We start from the raw sequence: 18,139 nt of genomic DNA, 5'->3' as shown, positions 1-18,139 counted from the left end.
ATAACAAAGCCGGAGCCAGCCATGACCGATCACGGACACAGCCAGCAGGAAATTGCCGCGCGGATCAATGCGCCTCCGGGGCGAGGGGTGCTGCGGGACGTGGTGTATGGCGGTATCGACGGATCGGTCACCACCTTTGCCATCGTGGCCGGGGTTGCCGGAGCGGGGCTTTCGCCGTTCATCATCGTGGCGCTGGGGCTTGCCAATGTTCTGGCCGACGGGTTTTCCATGGCTGCCGGAAATTACTCGGGCACCAAGGCCGAGTTGGACAACATCCGCCGCATCCGCGCCATCGAGGAACGCCACATCAGCCTTTACCCGGAGGGCGAGCGCCGCGAGGTGCGCGAGATACTAGCCCAAAAGGGCCTGTCGGGCGACGTTCTGGATGAGGCCACCGATGCAATCACCGCCAACCACGACAATTGGATCAACCTGATGGTCGAAGGCGAATACGGGTTGGGCAGCGTTGACCCCCATCCGTTCAAAGCTGCCATGGCGACCTTCATCGCCTTTCTTGTCGCGGGCATGGTGCCATTGCTGCCATTCCTTTTATCGGTCGATCATGCCTTTGCCATCTCGGTCTGCATGACGATGGGTGTTTTCTTTGCCATTGGGGCCTTCAAAGCCCATTGGTCGCTGTCCCCGTGGTGGCGGTCCGGGCTCGAGACCTTTTTGATCGGCGGTGCAGCGGCCTTGATCGCTTATCTTGTCGGCTCGCTGTTTCACCCCTGACGGCCAAGATTGTCGCAGTGGGTCCCATGGGGCTGGTCAATTGTTGGCCAACGGTTACGCTGCCGCAGACAGGTTCATCGGGTTGAGCAACCATTGCGGATTGAGAATAAAAACGTCCTGGTTCTAGGGGCTTATGGCTTTATCGGCGCTGCGGTGACGCGATCTCTGCAAGCCGAGGGCGCGCATGTGGCGGCCTTTGTGCGTAACTTGAAAACCGGGGTGCAGGTTCTGCCGGATGTCACGCAGGTGCAAGGCGATTTGCGGGCTTGTCTGCAGCCCAAGGACTGGGTCGCGCATCTGGAGCACGTTGACTGTGTCGTGAACTGTGCAGGAGCATTGCAGGATGGTCCCGCCGATGATCTCGAGGCTGTGCATCACACCGCCATTGCGTCCTTGGGGCAAGCCTGCGCGCAAAGGGGCATTGCGGTGGTTCAAATCTCGGCCATTGGTGCCGACCTCGATGCAGAAACGGATTTCATGCGCACCAAGGCGGCTGGGGACGCTGCGCTGCGGGCCTGTGATTTGCCGCTTTGGATTTTCAAACCCGGTCTGGTGATCGGGCAATCCGATTATGGCGGAACAGCGCTGCTGCGCATGCTGGCAGCGGTTCCTATGGTACAACCCATCGCGTATCCGCATGTTTTGGTTCAATGCGTCGGCATGTCGGACCTGTGCCGTGCCGTGACCGCAGCCGTGGCCGATGAGGTCCCACAGGGCACTTACGATCTGGTCGAAGACACGCCCGCCCCACTATCTGAGGTCCTGGCCGAGACACGGCGTTGGATGGGTTTTCCCGCAGCGCGACTCACTGTGAGAATGCCGGCGGTTGTTACAGCCATAATCGCACGCGGCGCTGATGCGTTGGGCCATTTGGGTTGGCGCTCGCCTCTGCGCAGCAATGCGATGACCGTGATGGGCGAGGGTGTGGTTGGTGATCCGGAACCATATCGCGCCGCAACAGGCCGGTCACTGGCACCCTTGCTCCAGGTTTATGCGGGCCTGACTTGCGCCCGTGAACATCGGCTGGTTGCGCGAATGTCCTTGCTGATGCCACTGGTCGTCGCCGCGCTCAGCCTGTTCTGGCTGCTGTCCGGCCTTTTCGGGCTGATTGGTCTGCCTAAGGCTACATCGGTTCTGACCGTGGCCGGGTGGAGCACCAGAATGGCCGTTGCCAGCGTTTTGTTCTGGTCATTGGTCGACATTTTTCTGGGGCTTGCGATCCTGTGGCGACCCTGGGCTGCGCGCGCCTGTCTGGCGCAGGTCGCGGTGGCCTTGTTCTATTTGCTGGTGGCCAGTTTCACCGTACCCGGCCTGTGGCTGGATCCGCTTGGCCCGTTGATCAAAATCCTGCCGGCGATGACCTTGTCGCTTATCGCTTGGCCCCTGTTGCAGAGCCGCTGATGGACCCTGACCTGATCCTGCGTTGGTTACACGTTATCGGCGCCTGCGTCCTGTTGGGCACGGGGGCAGGCATCGCGTTTTTCATGCTGATCGCGCATCGTTCTGGTGACGCCAGGTTCATCGCGCAGACCGCAGGAACCGTGGCGCTGGCCGATCTGCTGTTCACGGCAACAGCGGTTGTACTGCAACCGATGACAGGCGGATTGCTGGCGTGGCGGTTGGGCTGGCATTTGACCGAAGGTTGGGTTTTGGCCTCGCTGGTGCTCTATGCGGTTGCGGGGGCGTTTTGGTTGCCGGTGGTGTGGATACAGGTTCGAATGCGCAGGTTGGCGCAGGCCTCTGCAGATGCGGACGCGCCGCTGCCTTGGGCTTATCACCGTCTGTTCCGCATCTGGTTCGCTTGCGGATTTCCTGCCTTTGCGTCGGTTTTGATTATCATCTGGCTGATGATCGCCCGTCCGTCGATTGGTTGGGCGTAGCCCTAAAGACCGACAAACAATTTATCGGGAATTCTGGCTGTTGCTGACTGTGCGCCTCGGGTAGCCTGACATCGAAACCGCCCGGAGAACCCATTGGAATCCCTTCTTGTCCTTGTCGGATTGATCGTGCTGGCCATTCCGGTCACCATCATTGTGCTGTTAGTCAACCATACACGCCTACGTCGACGGGTTGAGCATCTGGAGCGCCAAATACTGTCCCTTGGCAGCGATGCGCCGGAACCGCAGCAGGTTGAGCCGCGCAAACCGACCGAAAAGCCGGACAGGGCATCAAAACCTGCCCCATGGTCTGCAGCCAAGGCGCAATCGGTCAAACCTGTGGCCGAGCAAACGCCACCCGCAGCCGTTGTCTTCCGCGAGGATCGTCTGGCCGCGCTGACAATCTGGCTGCGCGAGAACTGGTTCTATGCGGTCTCGGCCCTGTCGCTGGCACTGGCGGGGATATTTCTGGTTCAGTACGGCGTTGAAAGCGGGCTGTTGCCGCCATTCGCTCGGGTGATCGCGGCGTTGCTTTTCGGTGCAGTGCTGATTGTTGCTGGCGAGGTCATCCGGCGCAGATATGGTGATGACGAAAGCACAGCGACTGCCTATCTGCCGTCGGTCTTTTCCGGTGCTGGGCTGGTCACGCTGTTCGGAGGCGTTCTGGCCGCGCGGCAGCTTTATGACCTGATCGGCCCCGAGGTCGCTTTGACCGCAATGGTCGCGGTTGCGCTGGTGGGATTGGTTTTGGGCTGGTTTCACGGCCCTTTGCTGGCCGCTGTCGGATTAATGGGTGCGTTTTCTGCCCCCTTCGTGGTTGGTGGCACGTCAGAGAACCCAAGCTGGCTGTATGCCTATTTCGTTGTCATCGCTGTTCTGGGTCTGGGAATCGACACGGTGCGGCGATGGGCATGGATTTCGGTCCTGACCTTGTTTGGGGTCTACACAACCTGCCTACTGCTGGTGTTGTCTTCGCCCCTGACCGAGGCCGCATACTTGATTTGCGTGACGGCATTGGCTGTGATCGCCATCGCAATTCCGGTCCGGCGCGTTTGGCCCAATCATGGCGGGTCGATGATCTGCGAAATCGTTAGGCGGAAAAAGGGCGATGCATGGCCAGAATTCCCGACCCGACTGGGCTTTGGCGCGGTCGCTGTCAGCTCGGCGATTGTGTCGCTGCACTGGGCGGACAGTGTTGATGAGTTCTGGTTGGGCGTTGTTCTGCTATCCGGGATGACCCTTGGATTGATGTTCTGGGCACAGCGGGCCGAAGCGTTGCAGGATGCTACGGCACTGCCTGCGCTTGGTCTCGTCTGGTTTGTCCTGATGCATGGCTTGGACAACGGGATCGTTTTGCGCCAGTTTGCCGAGACCTTTGCAGAAACGCCCGAGGCTGACTTTCCTTGGGTGGTAACCATTCTCATCGCCCTTGGCGTGGTGATTTCGATCACTGCGGCGTGGCGGTCGATGAATGCGCAAAGATACGCGCCAATCTGGGCCGGAGCAGCGGCGGTGTTTGCCCCCGCGTTGGCCATCGCGCTTGAGGTCGGCTGGCATCCGGCCCACGTCATCGGGGCATACCCTTGGGCCTTGCACGCAATTGCGCTGGGCGTGCTGATGGTCATTCTGGCCGAGCGTTTTGCGCGATTAGATGGCGAGGATCGGATGCGTCCGGCGCTGGCTACGATATCAGCCCTGTCCTGCCTGAGTTTTGCCTGCATCATTGTTCTTAGCTCGGCCGCGTTAACCATTGCGCTGGTTGTGATGGTCGTGGTGGCAGCGGCGCTGGACCGCCAATTCAATCTGCCACCGATGACTTGGTTCATCTGGGCAGGCGTATTCACAGTCACCGTTCGGTTGGTTCTGACACCGGGCCTTGCCTGGGCCAGCTATGCACCGGTGCCTGAGATGGCGCTGGTGTATGGCGGGGCCACTTTGGGATTTGTGATCGGGTGGTTGCTACTGCGGCCGATGCATCGCCCGGTGGCGCGCCTGTTGTTGGAAAGCGCGGCTTGGGCAACCGGGGGCATTCTGCTGTCCTTGCTTTTGGAGCGCTGGCTGCAAAGCTTTGGCGAAGGCAACGCCACCAACAGCCACTGGGGGTTGGGCTTGCTGGCGATCATCTGGCTGCTTCTAGCCTTCGCGCAAGTCCAGCGGTTGGAACTGGGGGGTAAGCTGAACTACGTCCGCTATCTGCTGACCGCGTTCTTTGCCAGCCACGGCTTGTTGCGTCTGGCGCAGGCGGTGGTCGAGGCGAACCCGCTGCTCGGCACAGCCGTGCCACCGGTTCTGGGACCGCCGGTTCTGAATACGCTGGCGGTGGCCTATCTGCTGCCTGCGCTGATTATCGGTTTCTCGGTCTGGCGCATTTACGCGACCCCGCTTTGGCTAAAGCGTGCCAGTTGGGGATTGACCAGTGTACTTGCCGCCCTTTGGCTGGGGTTGATGATCCGCCATGTTTGGCAGGGCGCCGCTGGGATGTATGAAGGCAACGGCGTGACACAGCCCGAACTTTACACCTACACCATGGCTCTGCTGGCGATTGGTGCGGTGCTGTTCTACCAATCGCTGGCGCGCCGATCCGACCTGATGCGCAAGGCGGGTCTGGTGGTGATCGGACTGGCCGTGGCCAAGGTGTTCCTGATCGATATCGCTGGCCTGGGTGGGCTGATCCGGGTGTTCTCGCTGCTGGCGCTGGGCCTGGCATTGGCAGGGCTGGCATGGCTGAACCGATGGGCCAAGCTGCGCCATTCGCCGCAGGACCCGGAACCTCTGGACCATTGAGGGCGGGCGTCCTATAAGCGCGGCCATGTATGACCGGATGGCCATCATTATTCGAATTATATCCCCGGCGCTCTGACCCATTGAGACGCCGGGCAAAGGTGTTTGAGACTTCGCACCGACCGCTTCGAGCCATAAGACGACCAGATCATCCAAAGGACGCCCCCAATGTGCGCCGACACGATCCAGACACCTGATTACAAAGACACGCTGAACCTGCCCAAAACCGACTTCCCCATGCGCGCCGGCCTGCCCAAACGCGAGCCCGCATGGCTGGAGCGGTGGGAGACCATCGGCGTCTATGACCGCTTGCGTGAAAAAGAAAACCGCACGCCCTTTACCCTGCATGACGGCCCCCCCTACGCCAACGGCCACCTGCATATCGGCCACGCGCTGAACAAGACGATCAAGGATATGATCGTCCGGTCCCATCAGATGATGGGTCATGATGCGCGCTATGTGCCCGGCTGGGATTGCCACGGCCTGCCAATCGAATGGAAGATCGAGGAACAATACCGCAAGAAGGGCAAGAACAAGGATGAGGTGAACATCGTCGATTTCCGCCAGGAGTGCCGGAAGTTCGCCGAAGGCTGGATCGACATCCAGCGCGAAGAGTTCAAGCGTCTGGGCATCACCGGCAACTGGCCCGATCCCTACATCACCATGGATTACCATGCCGAAGCCGTGATCGCGGACGAGTTCATGAAGTTCCTGATGAACGGCACGCTCTATCAGGGCTCGAAACCCGTGATGTGGTCGCCCATCGAAAAGACCGCGCTGGCCGAAGCTGAGGTCGAGTATCACGACAAGGAAAGCTTCACCATCTGGGTGAAGTTCAAAGTCGTGAATGCAGGCGACTTGGATGATGCTTTTGTCGTGATCTGGACGACGACTCCATGGACCATGCCGTCGAACAAGGCGGTCGTGTACGGTAAGGATATCTCCTACGGCCTGTACGAAGTCACCGGCGCACCTGAGGAATGCTGGGCCAGTGTCGGCGACAAGTTCTTGCTGGCAGACAACCTTGCCGCTGACGTGTTGGGCCGCGCCCGTCTGAACGACGATCAGTGGACCCGCGTCCGCGACGTGACGACGGATGAGTTGGCCAATGTTCAACTGACCCACCCGCTGGCCGGTGCCGAAGGTGGCGACGGCGAATGGGATGACATCCGCGACTTCCGCGCGGCTGAATTCGTGACCGATACCGAGGGTACAGGCTTCGTCCACTGCGCGCCGTCGCATGGTATGGAAGAATTCGAGCTTTACCGCGATCTAGGCATGCTCGAGCAGGTCATCACCTACAATGTAATGGATGACGGCTCGTTCCGCGCCGATCTACCGTTCTTTGGTGGAAAATACATCCTGTCCCGCAAGGGTGGCGAAGGTGACGCCAATAAGGCCGTGATCGACAAGCTGGTCGAAGTCGGTGGTCTGCTGGCACGCGGCAAGATCAAGCACAGCTATCCGCATTCGTGGCGCTCGAAAGCTCCGATCATCTATCGCAACACGCCGCAGTGGTTTGCCTCGGTCGACCGCAAGCTGGATGACGGCATGGGCGAGATGGGCGACACCATCCGCGAACGTGCCTTGCGGTCCATCGACGAACTGGTGAAATGGACGCCGCAGACCGGTCGCAACCGCCTGTATTCCATGATCGAAGCGCGCCCGGATTGGGTTTTGTCTCGCCAGCGTGCCTGGGGCGTGCCGCTGACATGTTTCACCAAGAAGGGCGCGCTGCCGACTGACGCGGACTATCTGCTGCGTAACGATGACCTGAACGCCCGCATCAAAGCAGCGTTCGAGAAAGACGGCGCGGATATCTGGTACACCGACGGGTTCAAAGAAAAAATTCTCGACGGTATCGCCAACCCCGACGACTACGATCAGGTATTCGACGTGCTGGACGTGTGGTTTGACTCCGGCTCAACCCACGCTTTCGTTCTGCGAGACCGTGAAGATGGGACCGAGGACGGCATCGCCGACGTCTATATGGAAGGCACTGACCAGCACCGTGGGTGGTTCCATTCGTCAATGCTGCAGGCCTGCGGCACCAAGGGCCGTGCGCCCTATCGCAATGTGGTAACCCATGGCTTCACGCTGGACGCCAAGGGCAACAAGATGTCCAAATCGTTGGGTAACACCATCGTACCGGAAGAGGTCGTCAAGCAATACGGTGCCGATATCCTGCGCCTGTGGGTGGCTCAGACCGACTATACCGCTGACCAGCGGATCGGGCCTGAGATATTGAAAGGCACCGCCGACAGCTATCGCCGCCTGCGCAACACCATGCGGTTCATGCTGGGCTCGCTGGCTGACTTCACCGAAGCGGATCGGGTTGATCCGGCGGATATGCCACGTTTGGAACGCTGGGTTCTCAGCCGTCTGGCCGATCTGGATGAGCAGGTTCGCAAGGGCTATGCGTCCTTCGATTTCCAGGGCGTGTTCAGCGCGGTCTTCACTTTTGCCACCGTTGACCTGTCATCGTTCTATTTCGACGTCCGTAAGGATGCGCTGTACTGCGACGGCGACACCCTGCGCCGCCGCGCTGCGCGCACCGTGTTGGATATCCTGTTCCACCGCCTGACCACATGGCTGGCCCCGGTTCTGGTCTTCACCATGGAAGAGGTTTGGCTGGAGCGATTCTCCGGCGACGACAGTTCGGTTCATCTGGTGGATTTCCCGGATACCCCCACCGAGTGGCGCGATACGGAGCTGGAAACCAACATGGCCAAGGTTCGCCGTGTGCGCCGAGCTGTAACCGCCGCGCTGGAAATCCAACGTCAGGACAAGGTGATCGGATCCAGTCTCGAAGCCGCCCCGATCGTACATGTCGAGGATGGCGACACCCGTGACCTGCTGGCGACCTTCGACGTGGATGACATGTGCATCACGTCCGGATTGACCGTCACTGGCGACCCGGCCCCGGCCGAGGCGTTCCGCGTGCCGGAAATCGAAGGCGTCGCGGTGCTGTTCGAAAAGGCCGAGGGCGACAAATGTCAACGTTGCTGGAAAATCCTGCCCGATGTGGGCCGCCACGCCCATGAAGGCGTCTGCGGACGCTGCGACGAGGCGCTGAGCTAATCTTTGAACCCCCGGCCCACACGCCGGGGGTTTTCTCTTCTTGCGCCCAGCCTGGCGATCTGAAACGCTGCGGTCATGCCTATGATTGCTGTAGATACCCAGTTTGGTCGCCTTGGAATTGAAGAGACAGATGGTGCGATCACACGCGTTGTCTGGGACGGTGAAGACGACCAACCAGACTCCGCTTTGTTGCAAGAAGCAGCCGCACAGATGGAAGCCTATGATGCTGGGCAGTTAGAGCAGTTTGATCTTCCATATTTCGTCGCCGGATCAGCCTTTCAAAAGCAGATTTGCGACGTGATGTATGCCATCCCGTTCGGCGAAACTCGAACGTATGGTGACATTGCCAAAGAAGTTGGACAGCCCCCACAACCTGTTGGGCAGGCCTGTGGCGGTAACCCCGTCCCTGTGATCATCCCCTGCCACAGGGTTCTGTCGGCCAGCGGTCTGGGTGGGTTCTCGGCCAAGGGTGGGGTAGAGACCAAGGTTGCCCTGCTGCGCCATGAACGGGCAGCGGGCCTGCTGATCTGATCACGGAAATCTGTTGCAATCCGGCTGGTTGAGGCTCAACTTGTATCAGATAGAGAATTCAAGGGATCGCATTGCATGACTGCCTCAACAGACCCGGCCGTCCGAAAAAAGGCCATCATTGATAAACTGATGTCATTGGAAGCACAGGAATTGGCGACGGCACAGGCCCATTACGACGCTTTCCTGAAGGATTCTCAGCTGGATGACCGGGAAGGGCATGACAAGGACGATATCGCGGCCTCGCGCGAGAACGCGGATCTGGCGGCGGCTTTTGATGCCCCTGTGCATGCCCATCACGCCAAGATTGATGTGATTGAAAACACCGATTTCAGTATCACCGATAGGGTGCAGCCCGGGGCCGTCGTCAAGTTCAACAATCGCCGCTTCGTGGTCTGCGTTTCGACCACGCGGTTCGATGTGGACGGCAAAACCTATATGGGCATCTCAACACAAAGCCCGATTTATCTGGCCATGGTCGGCCTGCAAGAGGGTGACGTGTTCACCCACAACGGCACCGAGTTCGAGGTTCAAGAGGTCTTGTAGCCTGCGCTTTTGCGCTGCGGGACGATCTGTTGCGCTATTCCTGCGAAGACCAGATACAAGCTAGTTATCACCAGACCCCAGTGCGCCCAGCTTTCGGGGTGGAAATCGACCCAGGCCGCCCAGCCTGCAAAGAATGTCCAGGCAAAAGCCATCGGCAGCGACACCGCACGCCACCGCTCGGTCCGCACCGGGTGGATGAATTTCAGCGGCAGGAACATCGCCAGGGACAACAGCGACACCAGCAGCAGGATGACCCAGAAATTGGGCTCTAACGCAAATATGACGATCACGAACATGTTCCAGCAACCGGGGAAGCCAGAAAATGAATTATCTTTTGTTTTCATGCGAGTGTCTGCAAAATACATCGCACTACCAAAAGTGATGACAATGATGGCAAACCAACCGGTCCAGCCATCCATCAGCCCGGATTTGAACAGCGCGAAGGCCGGAATGAATACATAGGTCAGATAGTCGATGATCAGATCCAACAGCACCCCGTCGAATTCGGGCGCATTCTTTTTGACATGGTAGTGCCGCGCCAACGGCCCGTCGATCCCGTCCACGATAAACGAGACCACCAGCCACAGATACATCAGGCTCCATTTTTCCTCGACGGCCGCCAACATGGCCAGCATTGCGAAAACAGCACCTGTGGCAGTGAACAGATGGACGGAAAGGGCTTTGAATCTAAGAGTCATGAAGGGTTCATGTACGATGCATTCGGCAGATGCAAACCAAAAGCAAGATTAGAGTGAGTACCCAACGTTACGATGTAGAGACATCACGCTTTGGGATGGGCGCGGTTGTAGACCTCCATCAACCGCGCTGTATCCACAGCAGTGTATGTCTGTGTGGTCGAAAGCGATGCGTGTCCAAGCAATTCCTGAATGGCGCGCAGGTCTCCTCCGGCGGACAGAAGATGTGTGGCAAAGCTGTGTCGCATCGCGTGCGGTGTGGCTGTTGCCGGCAGGCCGAGTTGCATTCGGGCCTTGGCCATTACCCCCTGTATCGCGCGTGGATTCAGTGGGCCGCCGCGCACGCCACGAAACAGTGCTTTGTCCTTGGCCTGCAGGTGCGGACAAAGTCGCAGGTAGTGGTCCACCGCTGCGCGGGCCGCGGGCAGAACCGGGACGATTCTCTCTTTGTCGCCTTTACCGATGATGCGCAGGGTCTCCGGCAGGGGGGCATCTGAGCCGGTCAGCGAGAGCGCCTCGGAAATGCGCAGGCCGCAGCCATAGAGCAGCGTGACCACCGCCACGTCACGGGCCGAGACCCAATCGTTTGTCGATTGCAGCTCGACCGTTTCGATCATGGCGCGGGCGGCGTCTTCGGCCAGTGGCCGGGGCAGTTTCTTGGTAAACTTCGGCGCGCGGGTCGACAGCACGGCCGTGGGTTCAAACCCCTCACGTTCGGACAGCCAGCGATAAAAGCTTTTGACGGCCGAAAGTTTGCGGGCAAGCGAGCGTGCGCCCACGCCAGACGCGCGTTGATCGGCCATCCAGGCGCGCATGTCGGATACTGTGATCCGCGCCAACGCCGCCAGACCCTGCCGCTCGCTGTGGTGCAGGGTCATGAAGGACAGGAAATCTGTAATATCGCCGCGATAAGCGGTCTGTGTATTCTCAGACCGCCCGGCCAACGCCCCCAGACTGTCCAGCCAATGCTGTAACGCATCGCGACAGGCCGGAGAGATCAGGCTCATGACAACCAGTGGCGCATTGATCGTTCGAACACACTGGCAAAAAACGACAGCAGATCGGTGCCCAGTTGCGGAGTGAAATGGTTGGCGTCTTTGGATCCCATGACAATCATGCCGGGCAAGCGCCCATCGCCCAAATCCAATTTCAGACAGGCCTCGGACCTGAACTGATTGGCCGTAGCCCCAAAAATCCGGGGATTTGGATTTGGAACCTGACGTAGAACAACCTCGCGTGCGGGGCCGCCGCGGTCTTGGCTGAGATAGGCGTTGATTGCGCCCGGCTCGACCACGGTCAGCACGCCGCCCAGTTTTTCGATTGCCTGATCTTCCTGCATCACTGTTGTTTCCAGAACCAACGTGATGTGATCGACGCGCAGAATGTCGGCCACGTCGCTGCCTAGCGCGCGCAGAAAATCTTCGAACTCGACCGGTTCCAGCAGGCGCAGGATGGCGCGGTGTACCTGATTGGTGCCAGCGAGATTCTCATAGGCCGCTGCGATGACCGAACGGTGCGTGTCCTCAAGCCGGTCCAGCCGCGCCTCAAGCCGTTGCATGGCGATGCCGCGCAGGTCGATGACATTGTCACCGCGCGCCTGTTCGTTGGCGGCGACCAGCGCCTGCATCAGATCTTTGTCGTCCAGCACAGCGTCCGGTTCAGCTAGAATCGCGGCGCGGAGATTATCCTTGAGTTTGGTGTTGCTGCTCATGTCCCGTCCGGTCTTTTTTTGTTGAGCGGCTTATAACACGGGTTGGTGCATTTGCCTTGGAAAAAATACAGGCAAAAGTAGAATTAAACTTGGGCTGTGTCGGAAAAGCTCCCGCCTGCAATGCCCTGATCAAAAGATCAGATTCTGCAGTTGGGCCGGGCGCGACGCCTGACGGCGCCGCGCGGGTGCGTTACAGGATCAGATGATTTTCTGACCGGTCTTGGCCCAATCAGCCAGGAAGGTTTCAAGACCCTTGTCTGTCAGCGGGTGATCGGCCAGTTTTTTGATCACGGCGGGTGGTGCGGTGATCACGTCTGCGCCGATGCGGGCGCTATCTGTCACGTGGTTCACGGTGCGGATCGAAGCCGCCAAAATCTCGGTCTCGTACCCATAATTGTCATAGACCTGACGGATATCGGCAATCAGGTCCATGCCGTCGAGGTTGATGTCATCCAGACGGCCAATAAAGGGCGAGATGAATGTTGCACCCGCCTTGGCAGCCAGAATCGCCTGATTGGTTGAGAAGCACAGGGTCACGTTAACCATCTGGCCTTCGTCGGTCAGCGTTTTACAGGCCTTCAGGCCGGCCCATGTCAGCGGTACTTTGACAGCGATATTCGGCGCGATCTTGGCCAGCTTGCGCCCTTCGGCGATCATATCGTCGGCTTCGGTCGCAACCACTTCGGCGGACACGGGGCCGTCGACCAGATCGCAGATCTCTTTAGTCACTTCCAGAATGTCGCGTCCCGATTTCAGGATCAGCGAGGGGTTGGTGGTTACGCCGTCCACCATGCCCAGATCGTTCAGTTCGGCGATGGCGTCGATCTCGGCGGTGTCTACGAAGAATTTCATGAGGGCAGTCCTTTGATGGGTTGGCCTTGGTCGCGGATGCCTTTACCTCAAAGAGACCCATGCTGAAACCCCCTGGCCCAAGGATATGCATTGAGCACTCAGGAGTATTTCGACCAAGGTGAGCTGGTGGCCGTGCTGACAGCACAGCCGCTGGACCGGACGCTGGATTACAAGGCGCCCGAGGGCGGGTGTTTTCTGGGTGCGTTTGTCGAGGTGCCGCTGGGCCCGCGCAAGGTTCTAGGCGTGGTGTGGGGGCCAGGGCAGGGCGGCTTTGATCTAAGCAAGGCCCGATCGGTGATCCGCGTGCTTGAGGTTGCGCCGATGCGCGAAGAGATGCGCGTGTTTCTGGGGCGCGTGGCTGACTACACGCTGACGCCGATGCCATCAATGCTGCGGTTGGCGACGCGCGCGCCTGGACTGAGTGATCCACCGTCAATGCGCAAGATTTACCGCCTTGGACAAGGTGAGCCAGACCGGATGACCGACGCGCGGACCCGCGTTCTGGAGGTTCTGCGGGACTATGGCGGGTTGGCATTTACGCTGAAGGAATTGGCGGAACAGGCTGGTGTGACATCGTCAGTTGTCAAAGGCTTGGTGAAACAGGGTGCCGTGCGCGAGGAGGACAGCCCGCGCGATTTGCCCTATCCAAATTTGGATCCGAATCTGCCGGGCAAGACCCTGACCGAGGATCAGGCGGCAGCGGTTGCTAAGTTGCAGACCGGTCAGCGAACCGGCGACTATGGAACGACATTGCTGAAGGGGGTGACCGGCTCAGGCAAGACCGAGGTCTATCTGGAAGCTGTGGCCGAGGCGTTGCGGATGGGTCGGCAGGCGCTGGTGTTGCTGCCTGAGATTGCCCTTACCGCCGAATTTCTGACGCGGGTTGAGGCGCGGTTTGGCGCGCGCCCGGCCGAGTGGCACTCGGGTGCGACAATGACCGAACGCCGCCGGGTTTGGCGGATGGTCGGGCAGGGCGACGCGCAACTGGTCGTGGGGGCGCGTTCGGCGTTGTTCCTGCCCTTTCGGGATTTGGGTTTGGTTGTGGTCGATGAAGAACACGACACCTCGTACAAACAGGAAGACGGCGTGCATTACAGCGCCCGTGACATGGCGGTTCTGCGGTCGGCCATTTGCGGTGCGCGGGTGATTCTGGCCAGCGCAACGCCGTCGCTGGAAAGCTGGGCCAATGCGGAGGCGGGCAAGTATGAGCGGCTCGACCTGACATCGCGGTTTGGGGCGGCAGTACTGCCCGAGATGAAGCCGATCGACATGCGGGCCGAGCAGATGCAGCCGGGCACGTGGATTTCTCCAAGCTTGCGGCAGGCCGTGCGGCAGCGGATCGAAAGGGGCGAGCAGTCGCTTTTGTTCATCAACCGCCGCGGTTATGCGCCGGTGACATTGTGTCGGGCATGCGGCGAACAGATTGCCTGCGATCACTGTGATGCGCGGATGGTTGAACACCGGTTTCTCAAGCGTCTGATGTGCCATCAATGTGGGGAGACCAAACCGATGCCTGACGCCTGCCCCTCGTGCGGTGTCGAAGGCAAGCTGGCCCCTGTCGGGCCCGGGATCGAACGGTTGGCAGAAGAGGCCGAGGCGACATTCCCCGAAGCAAAGATCGCGATGCTCAGCTCTGATCTGTTCGGATCGGCGCGGGCGTTGAAGGCCAAGATCGAGGAGATCGCCGAGGGGGATGCCGACCTCATTATCGGCACGCAGCTGGTGGCCAAGGGACATAACTTTCCCAAACTGACCTTGGTGGGAGTTATTGATGCCGATCTCAGCCTGCATGGCGCCGACCTGCGCGCCGCCGAACGCACGTTCCAGTTGATGCGACAAGTCGCAGGTCGGGCTGGGCGCGCGGACAAGCCGGGGCAGGCGTTGTTACAGACGTTTCAGCCAGAACATCCGGTGATCCGCGCCATCCTGTCGGGTGACGAGGAAGGTTTCTGGAAGGCCGAGGCCGCTGGGCGGCAGGCGGCTGGCGTGCCGCCTTACGGGCGCATGGCCGGGATCGTTTTGTCCGGGCCCGAGGTCGGCCCTGTCTTTGACATCGGCAATACCATGGCCCGAAACGATGCACCGCTGCGCGAGATCGGGGCGCAGGTGTTCGGCCCGGCCCCCGCGCCCATCGCGCGTATCCGGGGCAGACACCGTATACGCCTGCTGGTCAAAGCCCCGAAAGGTGCGCCTATTCAAGACGCTATCGCCCGTTGGATCGCCCCATTGCGCCTGAAAGGCGACATCCGACTGACTGTGGATATCGACCCGCAGAGCTTTTACTGACTCTGCACTGGCGCAGAGCGATTGTGCATGTGCAGCTTTCCTCTCGCCAAGCAGCATAAATGGGCGTAGAGGGGTCTCATGCTGAAACCCATGCCCCTTGCTGAGGCACAGAGCCTTCCGTTCTGGCGCCGCCCGGTGACGCTCTTGTTCGTAATGGCGTTGACCATGCCCATTGCCTTCAACGCGTGGAGCGCGCTGTTGAACAACTTCGTGATCGAGGTTGCCAATTTCGACGGTGCAGATATCGGCCTGTTGCACACGGTTCGTGAGATTCCTGGCTTTCTTGCCATCGGCGTGATCGCGGTGATCATCTTTATCCGCGAACAAGTGCTGGCGATGATCTCGCTGATGATGCTGGGTGTGGCAACGGCGGTGACGGCGTGGTTCCCAAGTTTGGGCGGGCTGCTGTTCGTTACCCTGTTCAGCTCGATAGGCTTTCACTACTACGAAACCGTCAACCAATCGCTGCAACTGCAATGGTTGCCTAAGGACCGCGCACCACAGGTACTGGGTTGGCTGGTTGCAATGGGCTCGGCAGCTACGGCGGTTGTGTATGGTTTGATCGTGCTGACCTGGGAACGGTTCGATCTGTCCTATAACTTCGTGTTTATGGCGGCAGGTGGAGCAACGGCCCTGCTGGCGCTGTTTTGCTTGTTCGCTTTCCCACAATTTGATGCGCCTACACCGCAGACCAAGAAACTGGTTCTGCGTCGCCGGTACTGGTTGTATTATGCCTTGCAGTTCATGGCTGGCGCTCGGCGGCAGATTTTCGTCGTCTTCGCAGGCTTTATGATGGTCGAGAAGTTCGGATTTGAAGTGCATGAACTGACCAGCCTCTATCTGATCAATCTGATGATCAACATGATGGCCGCCCCGTTGCTGGGCAAGGCGGTGGCACGGTTCGGTGAACGGCGTACGCTGATCTTTGAATATGCCGGTCTGGCCATCGTGTTCGCCGCATATGGCGGCATCTACTGGTTTGGCTGGGGCGTCATACTGGCCGCAACCCTCTATGTGATCGACCACGTTTTGTTTGCGCTGGCTTTGGCGCTGAAGACCTATTTCCAGAAGATCGCCGATCCGGCCGATATCGCGCCCACGGCGGCTGTGGCCTTTACCATCAACCACATCGCGGCAGTGTTCCTGCCTGCGTTGCTGGGCCTGCTTTGGGTGGCCTCGCCAGGAGCGGTCTTTGCACTGGCCGCCGCGATGGCGATGGTGTCGCTGGGCTTATCGCTGCTGATCCCGCGCCATCCTGAGGCTGGCAACGAAACCATCCTGTCGAAATACGCCCCGGCCCCCGCAGAATAGGCGCAACTGCTTGACCTTGGCGGGCCCACGCCCTAGGCGCTGTTTCAACTGAGACAGGAGGCCCCCATGCCCACATTCACTGCGCTTACCACTCTGACCGGCAAGAAAGCCGCCGAAGGTCTGGGCGAAGCGATGGAGCGGCTAGAACCGGAACCCACCGGTGTCGGCGTGTTCGAGGTCGAAGACGGCTCGGGCCTGTGGGAAGTTGGTGGTTATTTTACCGAAGCCCCCGATGACACCGCATTGGCCGTTCTGGCCGCGGCCTTCGAGGCCAAGCCGTTTGTGGTTTCGGAACTGCCCGAAACCGATTGGGTTGCCCATGTGCGCCGCGAACTCGCCCCGGTCGAGGCAGGGCGGTTCTTCGTCTATGGCAGCCACGATGCCGATAAGCTGCCCGAAGGGCGCATCCCGCTATTGATCGAGGCCGCGATGGCCTTTGGCACCGGTCACCATGGCACGACCTTGGGTTGCCTCAAGGCGCTGGATTTCCTGCTGGACGATGGATTCACGGCATCCAAAGTTGCCGATATCGGCTGCGGGACTGCCGTTTTGGCCATGGCCGCCGCGCGGGTTTGGGACGGTGATATCATAGCCAGCGACATAGATCAGGTTGCGGTAGATGTGGCCGAAGCCAATCTGAAAGCCAACAATATGGCCGGTAGGGTTCAATGCATCGAAGCCGCTGGATTCGATCACCCGGATCTGCAGTCGCACGCCCCTTACGACCTGATTTTTGCCAATATTCTCAAAGGTCCATTGGTTGCCTTGTCCCCCGAAATCGGAGCGAATCTGCGGGCCGGAGGATATGCAATTCTTTCGGGAATCCTCAATGAGCAGGCCGATGATGTGATCTCGGTTTATCTACAAAACGGGTTCAATTTAACTAAAAGAGATGAGATTGGTGAATGGACAACGCTAATCTTAAGCAAACAGGGCGTAATTTAGACCATTTTCAGGAGTTTCATGGATTCTTGCCTCTTTTTTGTCGCAATCTGTAACTACCGTCAGGACGTGGTTACGGGGGCGGTTTATTGGAGGCTGCCATGACGGGAAAACAACTGGAATTTGGTCAGCGCGTTCATCGCCTGAACAAGAAACACGCCAAGCTCAGCCGGGGCTATCGCGCCACGATGCGCAAAGATGGCCTGGTGGTGATGAAACCGCAGCGAGTCAAATCTGCGGTTCCGGCTAAGCTGCTTTTGATCTGTCTTGCTGGGCTGTTTGCATTCAAGACCTTTTTGCTAACCAGCCTTGGCGCTTCGGCCTATCAATATCGCGTTGATAGTCTGGCGCAGGGTACGTCGGTTGAACAGGCCGGCGCCTGGGTCATGCAGATTGACCCCGTGTCAGAGTTTTTGGCGACGAATATCAATAGCCTCATTCGCTGAATTCGGTCAGCTTTGAAAAGAAACGCCGCGCATCGTGAAATGCGCGGCGTTCTTTTGTGCCCCTGAGGGAGGAAAGGGGCGAATGAGTGATGGTTGCGTCTTACCGACGACCTTCCACCACGACGTCAATATCGCCGCGGCACAGGCCGATATCTTCCAGTTCGCGATCAGTCAGACCGCTCAGCGTGTTGCGGGTTACACGGGCGTCATTCCATTCTGCGACGGCGTTTACGACCGATGCGAAAGTTGCGCCGATACGGCCGACGAGGCCGAATGAGCCAGTGGTGGCGCGGGTGGTGTCCAATGCAGCCATATCCTGTTTCCTTCTGGTTGGTGTTACAGTTTTGATAC

At 59.3% G+C, this 18,139-nt stretch carries 16 protein-coding genes; 11 read left to right on the top strand and 5 right to left on the bottom strand.

What is annotated here, in order from left to right; translation table 11 throughout:
* The first annotated feature begins 21 nt into the window (after positions 1-21).
* From ACR0B0_RS17780 to ACR0B0_RS17750, 7 genes are all read left to right on the top strand, one after another.
* Positions 22-732 carry a VIT1/CCC1 transporter family protein gene (locus ACR0B0_RS17780; RefSeq protein WP_170351729.1) on the top strand — a complete coding sequence of 237 codons (711 nt, stop codon included), beginning with the start codon at positions 22-24 and terminating at the stop codon, positions 730-732.
* 93 nt (positions 733-825) lie between these two features.
* Entirely contained in the window at positions 826-2,133 is a 1,308-nt protein-coding gene (locus ACR0B0_RS17775; protein ID WP_480648937.1) for an SDR family oxidoreductase, read from the top strand.
* Entirely contained in the window at positions 2,133-2,612 is a 480-nt protein-coding gene (locus ACR0B0_RS17770) for a DUF2269 family protein (RefSeq protein WP_480648935.1), read from the top strand. Before ACR0B0_RS17775 ends, ACR0B0_RS17770 begins: the two co-directional genes overlap by 1 nt.
* 93 nt (positions 2,613-2,705) lie before the next feature.
* The gene (locus ACR0B0_RS17765; RefSeq protein WP_480648933.1) at positions 2,706-5,393 is read left to right on the top strand and encodes a DUF2339 domain-containing protein; all 2,688 of its coding nucleotides are present in this window, start codon (positions 2,706-2,708) and stop codon (positions 5,391-5,393) included.
* Between the two features lie 165 nt (positions 5,394-5,558).
* Entirely contained in the window at positions 5,559-8,471 is a 2,913-nt protein-coding gene (gene ileS / locus ACR0B0_RS17760) for an isoleucine--tRNA ligase (protein WP_480648931.1), read from the top strand.
* Positions 8,472-8,546: 75 nt separating this feature from the next.
* Positions 8,547-9,002: a methylated-DNA--[protein]-cysteine S-methyltransferase gene (locus ACR0B0_RS17755; RefSeq protein ID WP_170517813.1), complete on the top strand. Its 456-nt coding sequence runs from the start codon at positions 8,547-8,549 to the stop codon at positions 9,000-9,002.
* 75 nt (positions 9,003-9,077) lie between these two features.
* A complete protein-coding gene (locus ACR0B0_RS17750; RefSeq protein WP_170362413.1) occupies positions 9,078-9,545 on the top strand; it encodes a hypothetical protein in 468 nt (155 codons plus the stop codon).
* Here ACR0B0_RS17750 and ACR0B0_RS17745 read toward each other — a convergent pair.
* From ACR0B0_RS17745 to fsa, 4 genes are all read right to left on the bottom strand, one after another.
* Positions 9,530-10,243, bottom strand: coding sequence for a CDP-alcohol phosphatidyltransferase family protein (locus ACR0B0_RS17745; RefSeq protein WP_170351723.1), 714 nt, complete (start codon positions 10,241-10,243; stop codon positions 9,530-9,532). The two genes, ACR0B0_RS17750 and ACR0B0_RS17745, sit on opposite strands and share 16 nt — an antisense overlap.
* Before the next feature lie 83 nt (positions 10,244-10,326).
* Positions 10,327-11,247 (bottom strand): tyrosine recombinase XerC, encoded by a 921-nt coding sequence (locus ACR0B0_RS17740; RefSeq protein WP_480648929.1) that lies wholly within the window; start codon positions 11,245-11,247, stop codon positions 10,327-10,329.
* On the bottom strand, positions 11,244-11,951 hold the full coding sequence (locus ACR0B0_RS17735) for a DUF484 family protein (RefSeq protein ID WP_480648927.1): 708 nt from the start codon (positions 11,949-11,951) through the stop codon (positions 11,244-11,246). Before ACR0B0_RS17735 ends, ACR0B0_RS17740 begins: the two co-directional genes overlap by 4 nt.
* Before the next feature lie 198 nt (positions 11,952-12,149).
* A complete protein-coding gene (fsa, locus tag ACR0B0_RS17730; protein WP_480648925.1) occupies positions 12,150-12,803 on the bottom strand; it encodes a fructose-6-phosphate aldolase in 654 nt (217 codons plus the stop codon).
* Positions 12,804-12,893: 90 nt separating this feature from the next.
* Here fsa and ACR0B0_RS17725 point away from each other — a divergent pair, with 90 nt between their 5' ends.
* The 4 genes from ACR0B0_RS17725 (at position 12,894) to ACR0B0_RS17710 (ending at position 17,788) form a co-directional block, all read left to right on the top strand.
* The gene (locus ACR0B0_RS17725; RefSeq protein WP_480648923.1) at positions 12,894-15,089 is read left to right on the top strand and encodes a primosomal protein N'; all 2,196 of its coding nucleotides are present in this window, start codon (positions 12,894-12,896) and stop codon (positions 15,087-15,089) included.
* A gap of 78 nt (positions 15,090-15,167) precedes the next feature.
* Positions 15,168-16,400: an MFS transporter gene (locus ACR0B0_RS17720; RefSeq protein ID WP_170399256.1), complete on the top strand. Its 1,233-nt coding sequence runs from the start codon at positions 15,168-15,170 to the stop codon at positions 16,398-16,400.
* Between the two features lie 66 nt (positions 16,401-16,466).
* A complete protein-coding gene (locus tag ACR0B0_RS17715) occupies positions 16,467-17,345 on the top strand; it encodes a 50S ribosomal protein L11 methyltransferase (RefSeq protein WP_480648921.1) in 879 nt (292 codons plus the stop codon).
* Positions 17,346-17,443: 98 nt separating this feature from the next.
* Positions 17,444-17,788 carry a hypothetical protein gene (locus ACR0B0_RS17710; protein WP_170351716.1) on the top strand — a complete coding sequence of 115 codons (345 nt, stop codon included), beginning with the start codon at positions 17,444-17,446 and terminating at the stop codon, positions 17,786-17,788.
* Positions 17,789-17,888: 100 nt separating this feature from the next.
* Here the strand turns inward: ACR0B0_RS17710 and ACR0B0_RS17705 are convergent, their stop codons facing one another.
* Complete coding sequence (locus tag ACR0B0_RS17705; protein WP_170351715.1) at positions 17,889-18,101, bottom strand: DUF1127 domain-containing protein; 213 nt, start codon at positions 18,099-18,101, stop codon at positions 17,889-17,891.
* Positions 18,102-18,139 lie beyond the last annotated feature (38 nt).

This window comes from Ruegeria sp. BA12 (genome assembly GCF_056539625.1).
This window is presented reverse-complemented; position numbering and strand designations above follow the sequence as displayed.

Coding starts and splice junctions, on each gene's coding strand:
- ACR0B0_RS17735 (WP_480648927.1), bottom strand. CDS start 11,951: ATGAGCAGCAACACCAAACTCAAGGATAATCTCCGCGCCGCGATTCTA.
- ACR0B0_RS17720 (WP_170399256.1), top strand. CDS start 15,168: ATGCTGAAACCCATGCCCCTTGCTGAGGCACAGAGCCTTCCGTTCTGG.
- fsa (WP_480648925.1), bottom strand. CDS start 12,803: ATGAAATTCTTCGTAGACACCGCCGAGATCGACGCCATCGCCGAACTG.
- ileS (WP_480648931.1), top strand. CDS start 5,559: ATGTGCGCCGACACGATCCAGACACCTGATTACAAAGACACGCTGAAC.
- ACR0B0_RS17770 (WP_480648935.1), top strand. CDS start 2,133: ATGGACCCTGACCTGATCCTGCGTTGGTTACACGTTATCGGCGCCTGC.
- ACR0B0_RS17750 (WP_170362413.1), top strand. CDS start 9,078: ATGACTGCCTCAACAGACCCGGCCGTCCGAAAAAAGGCCATCATTGAT.
- ACR0B0_RS17745 (WP_170351723.1), bottom strand. CDS start 10,243: ATGACTCTTAGATTCAAAGCCCTTTCCGTCCATCTGTTCACTGCCACA.
- ACR0B0_RS17705 (WP_170351715.1), bottom strand. CDS start 18,101: ATGGCTGCATTGGACACCACCCGCGCCACCACTGGCTCATTCGGCCTC.
- ACR0B0_RS17780 (WP_170351729.1), top strand. CDS start 22: ATGACCGATCACGGACACAGCCAGCAGGAAATTGCCGCGCGGATCAAT.
- ACR0B0_RS17755 (WP_170517813.1), top strand. CDS start 8,547: ATGCCTATGATTGCTGTAGATACCCAGTTTGGTCGCCTTGGAATTGAA.
- ACR0B0_RS17710 (WP_170351716.1), top strand. CDS start 17,444: ATGACGGGAAAACAACTGGAATTTGGTCAGCGCGTTCATCGCCTGAAC.
- ACR0B0_RS17715 (WP_480648921.1), top strand. CDS start 16,467: ATGCCCACATTCACTGCGCTTACCACTCTGACCGGCAAGAAAGCCGCC.
- ACR0B0_RS17740 (WP_480648929.1), bottom strand. CDS start 11,247: ATGAGCCTGATCTCTCCGGCCTGTCGCGATGCGTTACAGCATTGGCTG.